Annotated in this window: 12 protein-coding genes; 7 read left to right on the top strand and 5 right to left on the bottom strand. The window is 61.9% G+C overall.

From position 1 onward, the window contains the following. Positions 1 to 147: 147 nt before the first annotated feature. Complete coding sequence (norR, locus tag ACQ4WZ_RS16325; protein WP_436573980.1) at positions 148 to 1,707, bottom strand: nitric oxide reductase transcriptional regulator NorR; 1,560 nt, start codon at positions 1,705 to 1,707, stop codon at positions 148 to 150. Positions 1,708 to 1,857: 150 nt separating this feature from the next. Between norR and nirK the strand changes: the two genes are divergently transcribed. Genes nirK through ACQ4WZ_RS16310 form a run of 3 tightly spaced genes read left to right on the top strand, consistent with a single transcriptional unit; the run spans position 1,858 to position 6,353 of the window. Next, entirely contained in the window at positions 1,858 to 3,345 is a 1,488-nt protein-coding gene (gene nirK, locus ACQ4WZ_RS16320; protein WP_436573979.1) for a copper-containing nitrite reductase, read from the top strand. A 30-nt stretch (positions 3,346 to 3,375) separates the two neighbouring features. Then, entirely contained in the window at positions 3,376 to 4,053 is a 678-nt protein-coding gene (ytfE, locus tag ACQ4WZ_RS16315) for an iron-sulfur cluster repair protein YtfE (protein ID WP_436573978.1), read from the top strand. A gap of 14 nt (positions 4,054 to 4,067) precedes the next feature. Continuing rightward, the gene (locus tag ACQ4WZ_RS16310) at positions 4,068 to 6,353 is read left to right on the top strand and encodes a nitric-oxide reductase large subunit (protein ID WP_436573977.1); all 2,286 of its coding nucleotides are present in this window, start codon (positions 4,068 to 4,070) and stop codon (positions 6,351 to 6,353) included. Positions 6,354 to 6,380: 27 nt separating this feature from the next. Here the strand turns inward: ACQ4WZ_RS16310 and ACQ4WZ_RS16305 are convergent, their stop codons facing one another. Further along, positions 6,381 to 6,803 carry a DUF1841 family protein gene (locus ACQ4WZ_RS16305; protein ID WP_034780276.1) on the bottom strand — a complete coding sequence of 141 codons (423 nt, stop codon included), beginning with the start codon at positions 6,801 to 6,803 and terminating at the stop codon, positions 6,381 to 6,383. 214 nt (positions 6,804 to 7,017) lie between these two features. On the opposite strand from ACQ4WZ_RS16305, the gene ACQ4WZ_RS16300 reads away from it, so the two are divergent. Next, positions 7,018 to 7,284, top strand: coding sequence for a hypothetical protein (locus ACQ4WZ_RS16300; RefSeq protein ID WP_436573976.1), 267 nt, complete (start codon positions 7,018 to 7,020; stop codon positions 7,282 to 7,284). Beyond that, positions 7,277 to 8,875, top strand: coding sequence for a malate dehydrogenase (quinone) (gene mqo / locus ACQ4WZ_RS16295; protein ID WP_436573975.1), 1,599 nt, complete (start codon positions 7,277 to 7,279; stop codon positions 8,873 to 8,875). Before ACQ4WZ_RS16300 ends, mqo begins: the two co-directional genes overlap by 8 nt. A 100-nt stretch (positions 8,876 to 8,975) precedes the next feature. On the opposite strand, the gene ACQ4WZ_RS16290 is transcribed toward mqo, so the two are convergent. After that, positions 8,976 to 9,608: an RNA pyrophosphohydrolase gene (locus ACQ4WZ_RS16290; RefSeq protein ID WP_101482795.1), complete on the bottom strand. Its 633-nt coding sequence runs from the start codon at positions 9,606 to 9,608 to the stop codon at positions 8,976 to 8,978. Positions 9,609 to 9,812: 204 nt separating this feature from the next. Here ACQ4WZ_RS16290 and ACQ4WZ_RS16285 point away from each other — a divergent pair, with 204 nt between their 5' ends. Both ACQ4WZ_RS16285 and ACQ4WZ_RS16280 read left to right on the top strand, forming a co-directional pair. After that, entirely contained in the window at positions 9,813 to 11,552 is a 1,740-nt protein-coding gene (locus tag ACQ4WZ_RS16285; protein WP_101482794.1) for a proline--tRNA ligase, read from the top strand. Then, the gene (locus tag ACQ4WZ_RS16280; protein ID WP_436573974.1) at positions 11,549 to 12,166 is read left to right on the top strand and encodes a lytic transglycosylase domain-containing protein; all 618 of its coding nucleotides are present in this window, start codon (positions 11,549 to 11,551) and stop codon (positions 12,164 to 12,166) included. Before ACQ4WZ_RS16285 ends, ACQ4WZ_RS16280 begins: the two co-directional genes overlap by 4 nt. A gap of 139 nt (positions 12,167 to 12,305) precedes the next feature. Here ACQ4WZ_RS16280 and ACQ4WZ_RS16275 read toward each other — a convergent pair whose 3' ends face one another. Together ACQ4WZ_RS16275 and ffh are read right to left on the bottom strand one after the other, a co-directional pair. Then, on the bottom strand, positions 12,306 to 12,701 hold the full coding sequence (locus ACQ4WZ_RS16275; protein WP_071653383.1) for an SWIB/MDM2 domain-containing protein: 396 nt from the start codon (positions 12,699 to 12,701) through the stop codon (positions 12,306 to 12,308). Positions 12,702 to 13,137: 436 nt separating this feature from the next. Next, positions 13,138 to 14,505, bottom strand: coding sequence for a signal recognition particle protein (gene ffh / locus ACQ4WZ_RS16270; RefSeq protein WP_010401368.1), 1,368 nt, complete (start codon positions 14,503 to 14,505; stop codon positions 13,138 to 13,140). Positions 14,506 to 14,515: the final 10 nt, after the last annotated feature.

Genomic DNA, 14,515 nt, shown 5'->3' with positions numbered 1-14,515 from the left:
CGCCGGATCCATTCGTTTTTCTCACACCTGACAAAACCGTAGCGAGCGGCGCTGAGTTATGGTCGAAACGCGTGGCTGTGTGAATGTACGGTGACGCCGAGGCAGTGAGCATCGGCGGCCGCAAATCACGACGCGCAGTAGGTTTTCCTAGTTGTTCTTCAGTCCCACCCGGCGCGCCAGCTTGTGCAAGTTGCTGGAGTCCAGTCCCAGCTGGCGCGCGGCGGCGGCCCAGTTATCCTGATGCAGGAGCAGCGCTTGCCGGATGGCCTGGCGCTGGCTCGCTTCCACGATCTGATGCATGGACAGCAGCGGCGCCGCCGGCGTGCCGCACGCGCCTGGCACTGGGGGCAGCGTCTCCGTACCGGCTGGCGTCTCCAGCGCATCGAGGTCGAGCATATCCGTTTCCAGGGTCACGATGTCCTTGCGGTCCGCGCCGCGGATCACCGCTTTCAGCGCGGCCCGGCTGATCACATGTTCGAGTTCGCGCACATTGCCCGGCCAGCGGTAATGGCATAAGGCGTTTTCCGCTGCGGCGGACAGGCGCAGGCTGCGCAGGCCAAGGCGCGCGCGGTTGAGCTCAAGGAAACCGCCGGCCAGCAGCAGCACGTCATTGCCCCGCTCGCGCAGCGGCGGAATCTGCACCGGATACACGGACAAACGGTGATACAGGTCGGCGCGGAACGAACCGTCGCGCACATGCTCGCGCAGGCTGCGGTTGGTGGCGGCGATCACCCGCACGTTGACCCGGCGCGGCCGGTCCGCGCCCAGGCGCTGGATTTCGCCATTTTGCAAGGTGCGCAGCAGCTTGGCCTGTATCGACAGCGGCAACTCTCCCACTTCATCGAGAAACAGGGTGCCCCCTTCGGCCGCCTCGAAACGCCCGGGCCGATCGCTGACGGCACCGGAAAACGCGCCCCGCACATGGCCGAACAATTCGCTTTCTGCCAGGGATTCGGGCAAGGCCGCGCAATTGACGTGGATCAGGGGCTTGCCGGCGCGGCGCGACAGCCGGTGCAGGCGGTGCGCACACAGTTCCTTGCCGACGCCCGTCTCGCCCAGCAGCAGCACGGGCAGGTCCGATTCGGCGACCACCTGCAGCTCGTGCAGCAGCTGCATGATGGCGCTGCTCTGGCCCACGAAGTCGTGTTCCTCGCGCGGCGCTTGCGCGTCGGCCAGCATGGTGCCGCCCGACAGGCGCAGGGCGCGGATTTCCGTCTCCAGGCGGGTCACGCGCACGGCCGCTTCGATGGCGCAGGCCAGCTCGCCCAGGTCGCGCTGCGCGCGCGCGTCGAAGGTGCCCACCTGTAACGCGTCGAGCGTAATTACGCCCCAGCGTTCGCCTTCCAGGTCCAGCGCCATGCCCATGCAGTCGTGCACGGGCAGCGGCTCGCCCGCCCGCTCGGCGATCAGGCCATCGTAGGGATCGGGCAGGGAGCTGTCGTGATGAAAGCACAGCACGCCGCGCCGCTGCAGGATGGAGGCCAGGCGCGGGTGGTCGGCGACGGCGAAGCGGCGTCCCAGCGCGTCGCTGGCCAGGCCGGCCATCGCCACGGGGCGCAGGTGCTCGCCATCGAGCTTGAGCAAGGCCACGGCCTCGCAGCCGAAGTGCGCGCGCAGGCTGCCTACCAGGCGCTGCAGGCGCACGGCCACGGGCAGGTCGGCGACCAGATCGGTGAGTAGCAGCAGGTGGACGGCGGTGGTGGTCATAAGTACCATGCAGGGTACAAGGAACCACGGCAAACATGGGTCATTACGACCCTGCATTTTTCAAATCGTTGATTTAAAACAAGTTTTTCCTGGCACACGGTTTGCCTAGATAAGAGTGCCGAACCGGCATACAAGACCAAGGAAAGCTTGATGAAAACGACTCCCTCCCTCCGCGCCATTGCCGCCGCCGTCTGCGTCCTGGCCATGCCCCTGTCCGTGCAAGCACAGGCGAGCCTGCCGGCCAGCGCTGCCGCTACTGCGGCCAAACCTTCTGCCGCCGCCGCGCTCAAGCGCTATGAACTGCAAACCAATATCGTCGACGGCAAGATGGTATTCATCGATGCCAAGGGCCAGGTCAATCCCGTGCTGGCGGCGAACGTGGGCGACACGGTCGAACTGGTGCTGAAAAGCGGCGAAGGTGCCGAGCACGATCTGCTGATCCCGGAACTCAACGTGGCATCCGCCAAATTCAGCGCCAGTAGCGGCAGCACCAGCGTGCGCTTCAAGGTCACGCGCGCCGGCACGTTCACCTATTACTGCTCGATCCCCGGCCACCGCCAGATCGGCATGGAAGGCAAGCTGGAAGTGAGCGGGACGTCGCAGGCCGAAGCCGGAGCACCGAAGGCTGCTGGCACCGGCAGCGCGGCCAACGAGTCCAGCCAGGCCGCCGCGCTGGCCCTGTACACGCCCGCGCCGTCGCCGATGCGCGGTCCCGATCCCTCGGCTGTCAGCGTGGCGGCCAACCCGGCCTCCGTGCCGGCCGCCATCGGCGCGCGCGCGCCGCAGTTGCTCAAGTACCGCATGGAGACGGTGGAGCTGCCGGGCAAGCTCGATGACGGCACCAGTTTTACTTACTGGACCTTCAACCGGCAAGTGCCCGGTCCGATGCTGCGCGCCAAGGTGGGCGACACGGTGGAACTGACCCTGTTCAATGCGAAGGACAGCAAGATGATCCACTCGATCGACCTGCACGCGGTGACGGGCGGCCATGGCGGCGGACAGCATACGCAGGTGGCGCCAGGGCAGGAAAAAACGGTCACCTTCAAGGCGCTCAATCCAGGCCTGTATGTGTACCACTGCGCTACGCCCCTGGTGCCGCAGCATATCGCGGCCGGCATGTACGGCATGATCCTGGTCGAACCGGAAGGCGGCCTGTCCAAAGTGGACCGCGAGTATTACGTGATGCAGGGCGAAATGTACACGGGCCGTCCGCACGGCGCGCCCGTGCACCAGGAACCTAACCTGGAAAAAATGGCCAATGAACTGCCCGACTATTACGTCTTCAATGGCGAAGTAGGCGCCCTGAGCAAGACGCACAAATTGCAGGCGAAGGTCGGCGAGACGGTGCGCATCTATTTCGGCGTGGGCGGCCCGAACAAGATTTCATCCTTCCACATCATCGGCGAGATCTTCGACAAGGTATATAGCGAAGGCTCCATCAGCAGCCCGAAACACGACGTGCAAACCACCCTCGTGGCACCGGGCGGCGCGACCATCGTCGAACTCAAGGTACAGCACCCGGGCAGCTATCTGCTGGTCGACCATGCGCTGTCGCGCGCCGGCAAGGGCGCCGTTGGCGTGCTGGAAGTGACGGGCGAGCCCGTACCGGGCGTCTACCACGCGGGCGCCGTGCAATAAACCACCCCCATTCATCATCAAGGAACTGTTATGGAAATGATCGACCTATCCCTGGGCCAGCTGGCCCGCCGCATCCCTGGCGCCACGCGCCTGTTCGATGCCCACCGCCTGGATTTTTGCTGCGGCGGCAACAAGACCCTGCGCGCGGCGGCCGAAGCGGCCGGCGTGGACGCGGCGCCCATCGTCGAGGAACTGCAAGTGCTGGCAGCACGCGCCGATACCAGTGGCGAGCGTGACTGGCAGGAAGCCCCGGCCACCGAGCTGGTGGAGCATATCCTGGCGCGCTACCACGCCGTGCACCGCGAGCAGCTGCCAGAGCTGATACGCCTGGCACGCAAGGTCGAGCAGGTGCATGGCGACCGCGCCGACTGTCCGCACGGGCTGGCAGAACATCTGTCGGCCATGGCGCAGGAGCTGGAAAGCCATATGCGCAAGGAAGAAGACGTGCTGTTCCCCATGATCGTGCGCGGCCATGGCCCCCGGGCCGGCGCGCCCATCAACGTGATGCGCATGGAGCATGACGACCATGGCGTGGCCTTGCGCGCCATGGAGGCAATGACGAACGATATCACCGCGCCGGCCGGCGCCTGCACCACCTGGCGCGCGCTGTACACGGGCCTGCGTACCTTCCGTGCAGACTTGATGGCGCACATTCATACCGAAAACAATATCCTGTTCGAGCGCTTTGCGCCGGCCGTGGTGCACTGACAAAGGAAAGACCCATGGGTCCCTACAAAAAACTCTGGTTTACACTGATCGGTGTGCTGATCGTGACGTTTTCGCTGCTCGGCTACTACGGTGTCGAAGTTTACCGGCAGGCACCGCCCATCCCCGCGCAAGTGCTGGCGCAAGATGGCCGGCAACTGTTCGACCGCGAGGGCATCCTCGATGGGCAGACAGCCTGGCAATCCGTCGGCGGCATGCAGCTGGGTTCCATCTGGGGCCACGGCGCTTACCAGGCGCCCGACTGGACGGCCGATTGGCTGCACCGCGAACTGACGGCCTGGCTGGAACTGGCCGCGCAAGAGCAGCATGGCAAGACGTACGCGGCGCTTGACGGCCCCGCGCAGGCGGCGTTGCGCGAAGCGCTCAAGCTGGAATACCGCGGCAACCGGGTCGATGAAGAACAAGTACTGCACCTGTCGCCGCGCCGCGTGCAAGCCATCGCCAACACGGCGCACTATTACGACCAGCTGTTTTCCGACGCGCCAGCGCTGCACGCCAGCCGCGAACATTTCGCCATGAAGGAAAATACCCTGCCCAGTGCCGAGCGGCGCGCACAGATGACGCAGTTTTTCTTCTGGACGGCATGGGCCGCCGCCACCGAGCGTCCGGGCCAGAAAGTTACGTACACGAACAACTGGCCACATGAACCGCTGATCGGCAACCAGCCCAGCGGCGAAAACCTCGTCTGGTCGGTCGCCAGCGTGGTGGTGCTGCTGGCCGGTGTCGGCTTCCTCGTGTGGGGCTGGGCCTTTTTGCGCGACCACGACGAAGCGCTTCCCGCGCCCGGCCCGCGCGACCCGTTGACGACGTTCGCCCTCACGCCCTCGCAGCGGGGACTGGGCAAGTACCTGTTCCTGGTGGTGGCGCTGTTCATCTTCCAGGTCTTCATCGGTGGCTTTACGGCGCATTACACGGTGGAAGGACAGCAGTTCTACGGCATCGATGTGTCGCGCTGGTTCCCGTATGCGCTCACGCGCACCTGGCATATCCAGGCCGCGCTGTTCTGGATCGCCACGGGCTTCCTGGCCGCTGGCTTGTTCCTCGCGCCCTTGATCAATGGCGGCAAGGATCCCAGGTGGCAGCGCCTGGGCGTCGACGTGCTGTTCTGGGCACTGGTGCTTGTAGTTGTCGGCTCCTTCATCGGCAATTACCTGGCGATTGCGCAAATCATGCCGCCCGAGTGGAACTTCTGGCTCGGTCACCAGGGCTATGAATATGTGGACCTCGGACGCTTGTGGCAGATCGGCAAGTACGTGGGCATCCTGCTGTGGCTGGTGTTGATGCTGCGCGGCGTCGTGCCGGCCTTGCGCCAGCCAGGCGGTGACAAGAATCTGCTGGCGCTGCTGACCGCGTCCGTGGGCGCTATCGGCCTGTTCTATGGTGCCGGCCTGTTCTACGGCGAACGCACGCACCTGTCCGTGATGGAATACTGGCGCTGGTGGGTGGTGCACCTGTGGGTGGAAGGGTTCTTCGAAGTCTTCGCCACCACGGCGCTGGCCTTCATCTTCTCGACCCTGGGGCTGGTGTCGGTGCGCATGGCCACGGCGGCCAGCCTGGCGTCGGCCTCGCTGTTCATGCTGGGCGGCATACCCGGCACTTTCCATCACCTGTACTTTGCCGGCACCACCACGCCGGTGATGGCCATCGGCGCCAGTTTCAGCGCGCTCGAAGTGGTGCCGCTGATCGTGCTGGGGCATGAAGCGTGGGAAAACTGGCGCCTGAAGGAGCGTGCGCCGTGGATGGAGCAGTTGCGCTGGCCCATGATGTGCTTTGTCGCCGTCGCCTTCTGGAATATGCTGGGCGCGGGCGTGCTGGGCTTCATGATCAATCCGCCCGTGGCGCTGTACTACATCCAGGGCCTCAACACGACTCCCGTGCATGCGCATGCGGCGCTGTTCGGCGTGTATGGCTTCCTGGCGCTGGGTTTTACCTTGCTGGTGCTACGTTATTTACGGCCCGACTACCGCTTCAGCACTGCGTTGATGAAGACGGCTTTCTGGGGCTTGAACGCGGGCCTGGTGTTGATGATCTTTACCAGCTTGTTGCCGATTGGCGTCATCCAGTTCCACGCCAGCGTGACGGAAGGCCTGTGGTATGCGCGCAGTGAGGAATTCATGCAGCAGCCGCTGTTGCAGAACCTGCGCTGGATACGCACCTTCGGTGACGTGGTCTTCATCGTCGGCGCCGTCGCCATGGCGCTGCAAGTGGTGCTGGGCTTGCTGGAAAAAGGGCCAGCACAGGTATTGCCTCAGCGTATGAAAGCGGCAGTAAAACCGATGTGAGGTAGTACTGGTACAGCACCTGTGTCCCTACCGGCGGCGCACGCAGTCTATATAGGCGTCCGTGTCCGGCGGCAAGCCCGAGCGCTGCGAAGCCCAGATCATCTGGCCCAGGCATTCCATCACTTCATGCTGGGCCGCATGGGCCGAATCGAGGCGCTGGGTCAGTTGCTGGACGGCCGGGCGGATGCCGCGCGGTTGGTCCACCTGCACCTGCTCCGTGATCGACAGGTGCATGGACAGGTGCAAGAACGGATTCGCCTGACCACCTTCGACGGAGTAGTCGCGCGCCAGTGCCGCTTCGACGTCGGAGAGTTCGTTTTCGTACTCGGGGTGTTCCAGAATCCAGTCGAGCGCGATGGCTTCCATCGGCGTAAGGATTTCATGGGCGCGGTGCTTGCGCAATGTTTCACAAAAGAAACGGCGCACGTCGTCGGAAGAGGGGTTGAACATGGCTGACTGACTATGGCTAAAGGGCAGCCGGCATTGTACCGCGTACGTCAATTCAGGGCATCGAGGATGCCCTTTTTGTCGTCTGGCACCAGTTTGCGGGACCCTATAGTCACTGCAATTTAATACCCTGCAGTAAGTATTATCCACTACCGCCGCGGCCCGGCGGTGTCAAATAACGGTGATAAAATCGCCGCTCTTGATATTTGCACTGGACATGACGGCGATTTCATTGCCGGTTTTTCAGCCGACAACGCAGTCCGCGCTGTCCTTTGCCCGCACCTTTGCCACCAGATCTTGCTCTCGGGATATTCCGGAGCACGGCAGCATGCCTATCACCATCGACATTGACCTGTCCTGCCGCCTTGGCGTGCCGGAGGCTGGGCTGTTTTTCGTCGGATCCGTCGATAGCCGCGATGGTGTCGCCACGGTGGCGCGCAAGAATCATCCTTCAGTATCCAAAAATGGAGTTACGAATGCGTAAATCGCTATTACTTTTGATGTCGTGCCTGATCCTGGCGGCATGTAACAAGACCCCTCCGGCCTCGTCCGAAAAACCGGTCGACGTGCTGCTGATCGGCGCCGGCACCATGAGCGCCACCCTGGGCAGCATGCTCAAGGAACTCGATCCATCGCTGACGATGGAAATGGTCGAGCGCCTCGATTCCGTGGCCGCCGAAAGCTCGGACGCGATGAACAACGCGGGCACGGGCCACTCGGCCTTTGCCGAACTGAACTACACGCCGGAAGCGGCCGATGGCAGCATCGAGACGAAAAAAGCCGTTGCCATCAACGAGCAATTCGAAATATCCAAGCAATTCTGGGCCTATCAGGTAGCCAACAAGCACCTGGGCGCGCCGCAAACCTTCATCAACAATGTGCCGCACATGGCCTTTGTCTGGGGCGATGACAATATTGCCTTTCTGAAGAAGCGCTATGCCGCGCTGCAAAAGGAAAACCTGTTCAAGGGCATGCTGTACTCGGAAGACCAGGCGCAGATTGAGCAATGGGCGCCGCTGGTCATGCAAGGCCGCGACAAGGGCCAGAAAGTGGCCGCGACGCGCATGGAAATCGGTACTGACGTCAATTTCGGCAACCTCACGCGCGGTCTGGTGAAATACCTGACGGACAGCCACGGCATGGTCCTGCACCTGCGCCACCAGGTGGAAGATATCCAGCGCGGCGCCGATGGCGTGTGGAACGTGACGGTGAAAGACCTGGCCGCCGGCAAGGAAAAGACCGTGCGTGCCAAGTTCGTCTTCATCGGCGCGGGCGGCGGTTCGCTGCCGCTGCTGGAAAAATCGGGTATTCCTGAAGCCAAGGGCTACGGCGGTGTGCCGGTGGGCGGCCAATGGCTGGTCACCACCAATCCGGAACTGGTGGCGGCGCATGCGGCCAAGGTCTACGGCAAGGCATCCGTGGGTTCGCCGCCGATGTCCGTGCCGCATCTCGATACGCGCATCATCGATGGCAAGAAAGCCCTGCTGTTTGGCCCGTTTGCCACCTTCTCGACCAAGTTCCTGAAAAACGGTTCCTGGATCGACTTGCCGGCCTCGATCGGCACGGGCAATGTAAAGCCCATGCTGCAAGCCGGCTACGACAATATTCCGTTGACGAAGTACCTGGTCGAGCAAGTCATGAACACGCCGGAAGACCGTTTGAAGACCTTGCGCGAATACTTGCCGAACGCCAAGATGGAAGACTGGACGCTGCAAAACGCGGGCCAGCGCGTGCAGATCGTCAAGGATGACCCTGTCAAAGGTGGTTTGTTGCAGTTCGGTACGGAAGTCGTCGGCGCCGCCGATGGCAGCATCGTTGCCCTGCTGGGTGCATCGCCAGGCGCCTCGACCGCGCCGCCGATCATGATCAAGGTGCTGCAAACGGCATTCAAGAGCCGCCTGGCAACGCCGGAATGGCAGGCGAAGATGGTGGAAATGGTGCCGTCGTACGGCCAAAAGCTGAACAATGACCCAGCCCTGGCCAACAAGATCCGCCAGTACAGCAGCAATATCCTGGGCTTGAAAGCGATTACGCTGGACGTTCCCGCCGCTGCACCAGCGCCGGCAGCAAACTAAGTCTGTCTGACCGGCAGGGAAGTTTCCTGCCGGCATGAAAAAAGGGGCAGCCTGTTCAGGCTGCCCCTTTTGCGTGGGAGAGTGCGTTCATTGCGGTGGACTACCCCTTGCCTGGCAGAATCAGCTCCGGCGTACACCCTTCGGCGGCAACGCCGTCGCAAGGTTTGGCCAGTGCCGTACCATCCTGCGCCCGTGGCGCATGGGGCTGGCGCAGATAGCGCGACGTGTGGCGGTGCGCTTGCTGCGCGTTGCCATGCACGGGCCAGGTCAGGAAGCGGGACAGCTCCTGCAAGGCACGCTGGTAGACATCGCGTTTAAATTCAATGACGACATCGAGCGGGACCCAATATTCATGCCAGCGCCAGGCGTCGAACTCGGGATGGTCGGTCAGGCGCAGATTGACGTCGTTATCGCGCGCGCACATTCTCAGCAGAAACCAAATCTGCTTCTGGCCACGGTAATGGCCGCGAATCTCGCGCTTGATGAAGTGGTCTGGCACTTCATAGCGCAGCCAGTCGCGGGTGCGGCCGACAATTTTGACGTGTTCCTGTCTGAGTCCGATTTCCTCTTCAAGTTCGCGAAACATGGCTTGTTCCGGTGTTTCGCCATATTTGATACCGCCTTGCGGAAACTGCCATGAGTGCTCGCGCACCCGCTTGCCCCACCACACCTCGTTCTGGGCGTTTAGCAGGATGATGCCGACGTTGGGCCGAAACCCTTCACGGTCGAGCATAATGCACCTCAAACTTTCTGCGACAGTGCGTCCTTTTTTACATAATTACCCACAACTTCGCAAGCCGGTGACCTTTTCGGGGTGCGAAAAGCGCCGGAATCGCACCAATTGAGCGCATTTGTGTAAAGTATGGACGCATCAGCCAGCTAATCCTTTAAAATTAGGTTGATTATAACCCTCTCTTTTTAAAAAGAATTCACCGTTATGCGCGCCTCCCGTTTTTTTATTTCCACACTTAAAGATGCACCTTCTGACGCGGAAATCGTCAGCCACCAATTGATGATGCGTGCAGGCATGATCAAACGCCTCGGTTCCGGCATCTATACCTACATGCCGATGGGCCTGCGCGTGATCCGCAAGGTGGAAGCCATCATCCGTGACGAGATGAACAAAGCCGCCGGCATCGAACTGCTGATGCCGCTCGTGCAGCCGGCCGAACTGTGGCAGGAGACGGGCCGCTGGACCAAGATGGGCGACGAACTGATGCGCGTGAAAGATCGCCACGGCCGCGAGTACGCGATCCAGCCGACATCGGAAGAGGTCATCACGGACGTCGTGCGTACGGAAATCAAGTCCTACCGCCAGTTGCCGCTGAACTTTTATCACATCCAGACCAAATTCCGCGACGAGCGCCGTCCCCGCTTCGGCCTGATGCGCGGCCGCGAATTCACCATGAAGGACGCCTATTCCTTCGACCGCGACCTGGCCGGCATGCAGGCATCGTACAAGGTCATGTTTGACGCCTACACGCGCATCTTCACGCGCTTTGGCCTGAAATTCCGCGCTGTCGCAGCCGACAACGGCGCCATCGGCGGTTCCGGTTCGCATGAATTCCACGTCATCGCCCACACGGGTGAAGACGCGCTCGTGTACTGCCCGACCTCCGATTATGCCGCCAACATGGAAGCGGCCGAAGCGCTGCCGCCAGCGGGCGAGCGCCCAGCTGCTGCCCAGGCGCTGACAAAAACGGCCACGCCGGACACCGTCAAGTGCGAAACCGTAGCCGCCTTGCTGGGTATTGATCTGTCGCAAACCGTGAAAACCATCGCACTGACGGTGGAAACGACGGGCAAGGACGAGAAAGTCACGAAACAGCATTTCATGCTGCTGCTGCGCGGCGACCATGAATTGAACGAGATCAAGGTAGGCAAGGTTGCCGGTCTGGCCGGCCATCGTTTCTCGACCGAAGCGGAAATTCTGGAAGTCTATGGCACGATTCCCGGCTATCTGGGCCCGATCGGCACGCAAGCACCCGTCACCGTGGTGGCGGACCGCACGGTCGCCCATATGAGCGACTTCGTTTGCGGCGCGAATGACGCCGGTTACCATTACACGGGCGCCAACTGGGGCCGTGACGTGGCCGAGCCTGCCATTGTGGCCGACTTGCGCAATGTCGTCGCCGGCGACGCTTCGCCGGACGGCCAGGGCTTGCTCGCCATCGAGCGCGGCATCGAAGTGGGCCACGTGTTCCAGCTGGGTACGGCGTACTCGGAAAGCATGAAAGCCACCTTCCTCGACGAAAATGGCAAGCCTGCGCCGCTGCAGATGGGTTGCTATGGTATCGGTGTGACGCGCATCCTGGGCGCCGCCATCGAACAGAACTTCGACGACAAGGGCATCATCTGGCCAGCGTCGATCGCGCCGTTTGAAGTTGTGCTGTGCCCGATGGGCATGGACCGCAGCGAATTGGTCAAGGAAGAGACGGAGAAGCTGTACGCGGCCCTGCAAGGCGCTGGCGTCGATGTCATCGTCGATGACCGCGGCCTGCGTCCTGGCGCCATGTTTGCCGACTGGGAACTGATCGGCGTGCCGCACCGCATCGTCATCGGCGAGCGCGGCCTGAAAGAAGGCAAGCTGGAATACCAGGGCCGCCGCGACGCGGAAGCCACCGGCGTAGCGCCGGACGAGATCGTCGCCTTCATCCAGGGCAAAATGGCGCAGTGAAGCGTTTATCCGTAAGCAAGGTGGCTGGCGCGCTCGCGCTTGCCGCCAGTCTGGCCTGCGCTTTCCCGGCGCAGGCCGGTAATCAGAAAGAGGAGGCGCTGGCCGACTCCGTCCGCCTGGCCCTGTCGCACGCGATCCGCGACGAACGCCCGCCGCAACCCAAATTTGCCACCCCCATCGAACTGCAGCGCTACCAGCAATGGCTGGCGCAAATGTCGCAACGCCTGCAGCGCAAGCTGCCGGACGCGCAGTTGCGCACGGAGTTTCTGGAGACGGTATGGTACGAAGCGCGCCGCGCGGGTCTGGAGCCAGCCCTGGTGCTGGGCCTGATCCAGGTGGAGTCGGCCTACCGAAAATACGCCGTCTCGCTGGCCGGCGCGCGCGGCTACATGCAGGTGATGCCCTTCTGGACGGGCGTCATCGGCGATAGCGACCGCAGCAAACTGTTCCACATGCAAACGAATTTGCGTTATGGCTGCGCGATTTTGCGCATGTACCTGGACATGGAGCGAGGGGACTTGTACCTGGCGCTGGGGCGGTATAACGGCAGCCGGGGGCGAGCCGAGTATCCGAATGCCGTGCGGGCGGCGTGGAGGCAGTGGGAGTTCAGATGAAGGCTGGGGTCAGACCTCCGGGAGCGTTGGCGCAGAGCTCTGTGTTAACGGTGTTGAGGGTCTGACCCCCAAAAAAAATGCCCCGCTCGCTGATTCAGCTGCGGGGCACTCGCTCGGTGTTGGGCCGGCGCGTATCTGATTATTTCAAATGATCGGAGATCAGTTTCGTCATTTCAAACATGGAGACTTGGGCTTTGCCGCCGAAAACAGCTTTCAGCTTGTCGTCCGCATTGATCATGCGGCGGTTGGCCGGATCTTGCAGATCGAGTTTTTTGATGTAATCCCATACCTTTTTGGTCACTTCCGTGCGCGGCAATGGTGCTGCGCCAACAACGGCGGCCAGCTCTTTCGATGGCGTCATTGCTTTCATGAATGCTGCGTTTGGCTTGCGTGGTGTTGCCGGTGCTGCCGCTTTCTTCGCCGCTGCCGGTTTAGCTGCTGCTTTGGCTGCGGGTGCTGCTTTTTTGGCTGCTGCAGGCTTGGCTGCTGCTGCTTTGGCTGGCGCTGCTACTGGGGTTTTTTTGGCTGTTGCCATCTTCGAGCCTCCTTAACAAACACATGGGAAATTGCGCAATTAATCGCACGGCTAATATTGGTGTGGATTTACCTTGTATGCAAGTGTTTTTCACGTTTTTACGAGGAAAAAGCAGGGAAATGGCCATGCTGTCGCCCGGGCGCACCGCTTGGGGACGCAGAACGGCGTTTTTGCCCGTAAATGGCATGCTTGCTGGCTATGCGGGGAGGGGGGCTGCGGGGGGAGGGAAGAGTGATGCCGGATACATGAAAATGCAATCCGGCGCTATGTGGAACGATGTTTTCTGACCTGTCGAGTTTAGATACGGAGCGTCAAAAAGGCCTTCAAAACCACAGCGAGCGGGGATGATTTGTGGCCGGGAAGCGCAAGCGTACTTTAGTACGGTGAGCATCGCCGGCCGCAAGGACCACCGCGCAGCGGATTTTGAAGCCTTCTACTACCTCATCCCAGGCATCATGCCCTTCATGGAGCGCATCATCTTCATCATGCCGCCGCCCGACAATTTCTTCATCATCGTCTGCATTTGCTCGAATTGCGTCAGCATGCGGTTTACTTCCTGCACTTGCACGCCGGCGCCGGCAGCGATGCGGCGCTTGCGCGTGGCCTTGATCAGTTCAGGCTTGGCGCGCTCCTGCGGCGTCATCGAATCGATGATGCCGCACATGCGGCGCACCTGTTTGTCGGCTTGATCCATGTTCTTGCCGCCAGCCGCCTGCTGGAACTGCGCCGGCAGTTTGTCCATCAGGTTGGCCATGCCGCCCATCTTTTTCATTTGCCCCAGTTGCGCCTTGAAGTCGTTCATGTCGAACTTGCCGCCGACCTTGATCTTTTGCGCCAGGTCCGCCGCCGCCTTGCTGTCGACGCCCTTGCGCGCTTCTTCCACCAGCGCGAGGATGTCGCCCATGCCCAGGATGCGGTTGGCCATGCGGGTCGGGTCGAACGCTTCCAGGCCGTCGAGTTTTTCCGAGACACCGGCAAACTTGATCGGTTTGCCCGTGATGTGGCGCACTGACAGGGCGGCACCACCGCGTGCATCGCCATCGAGCTTGGTCAGCACGATACCGGTCAGCGGCAGCGCATCGTTGAAGGCTTTCGCCGTGTTGATGGCGTCCTGGCCCAACATGGCGTCGACGACAAACAGGGTTTCGATCGGTTTCACTGCGCTGTGGACGGCGGCAATTTCGCGCATCATCTCTTCGTCGATACCCAGGCGGCCTGCCGTATCGATGATCAGCACATCGTGGTAATGCTTTTTCGCCCAGTCCAGCGCGGCCAGGGCGATATCGACCGGCTTGTCGGTGCTGGAAGACGGGAAGAAGTCGGCGCCCACCTGGGCGGTGACCGATTGCAGCTGGGCGATCGCGGCAGGACGATACACGTCGGCCGAGACGGTCAGCACTTTCTTCTTCTTTTCTTCCTTCAGGTATTTCGCCAGCTTGCCGACGGTGGTGGTCTTACCCACACCCTGCAGACCGGCCATCAGGATGATGGCGGGCGGCTGCTGCGCAAAGCTGATCTGCGACGCTTCTGGTCCCAGATCGGCGCCCATCAGGGCGGCCAGCTCGCGCTGCACCACGCCGACCAGGGCCTGGCCTGGCGTGAGCGAGGAAATGACATCCTCGCCCATGGCTTTTTCTTTGACTTTGGCGATGAATTCGCGCACGGCGGGCAGGGCGACGTCGGCTTCGAGCAGCGCCAGGCGCACTTCGCGCAGCATGTCGGCGGTGTTCGCTTCGGTCAGGCGCGCCTCGCCGCGCATGGTCTTGACGACTTTGGCAAGCCGTTGGGTGAGATTATCTAGCATGATGAACCTG

Source organism: Janthinobacterium darwini (genome assembly GCF_051380905.1).
In the GTDB taxonomy this organism is placed as follows: domain Bacteria; phylum Pseudomonadota; class Gammaproteobacteria; order Burkholderiales; family Burkholderiaceae_D; genus Janthinobacterium.
Note: the sequence above shows the minus strand (reverse complement) of the source record. Positions and strands in the feature narration are given on the sequence as shown.

Excerpts from the sequence above, each read along its gene's own strand:
- norR (WP_436573980.1), bottom strand. The coding sequence starts at position 1,707 with ATGACCACCACCGCCGTCCACCTGCTGCTACTCACCGATCTGGTCGCC.
- nirK (WP_436573979.1), top strand. The coding sequence starts at position 1,858 with ATGAAAACGACTCCCTCCCTCCGCGCCATTGCCGCCGCCGTCTGCGTC.
- ytfE (WP_436573978.1), top strand. The coding sequence starts at position 3,376 with ATGGAAATGATCGACCTATCCCTGGGCCAGCTGGCCCGCCGCATCCCT.
- ACQ4WZ_RS16310 (WP_436573977.1), top strand. The coding sequence starts at position 4,068 with ATGGGTCCCTACAAAAAACTCTGGTTTACACTGATCGGTGTGCTGATC.
- ACQ4WZ_RS16305 (WP_034780276.1), bottom strand. The coding sequence starts at position 6,803 with ATGTTCAACCCCTCTTCCGACGACGTGCGCCGTTTCTTTTGTGAAACA.
- ACQ4WZ_RS16300 (WP_436573976.1), top strand. The coding sequence starts at position 7,018 with ATGACGGCGATTTCATTGCCGGTTTTTCAGCCGACAACGCAGTCCGCG.
- mqo (WP_436573975.1), top strand. The coding sequence starts at position 7,277 with ATGCGTAAATCGCTATTACTTTTGATGTCGTGCCTGATCCTGGCGGCA.
- ACQ4WZ_RS16290 (WP_101482795.1), bottom strand. The coding sequence starts at position 9,608 with ATGCTCGACCGTGAAGGGTTTCGGCCCAACGTCGGCATCATCCTGCTA.
- ACQ4WZ_RS16285 (WP_101482794.1), top strand. The coding sequence starts at position 9,813 with ATGCGCGCCTCCCGTTTTTTTATTTCCACACTTAAAGATGCACCTTCT.
- ACQ4WZ_RS16275 (WP_071653383.1), bottom strand. The coding sequence starts at position 12,701 with ATGGCAACAGCCAAAAAAACCCCAGTAGCAGCGCCAGCCAAAGCAGCA.
- ffh (WP_010401368.1), bottom strand. The coding sequence starts at position 14,505 with ATGCTAGATAATCTCACCCAACGGCTTGCCAAAGTCGTCAAGACCATG.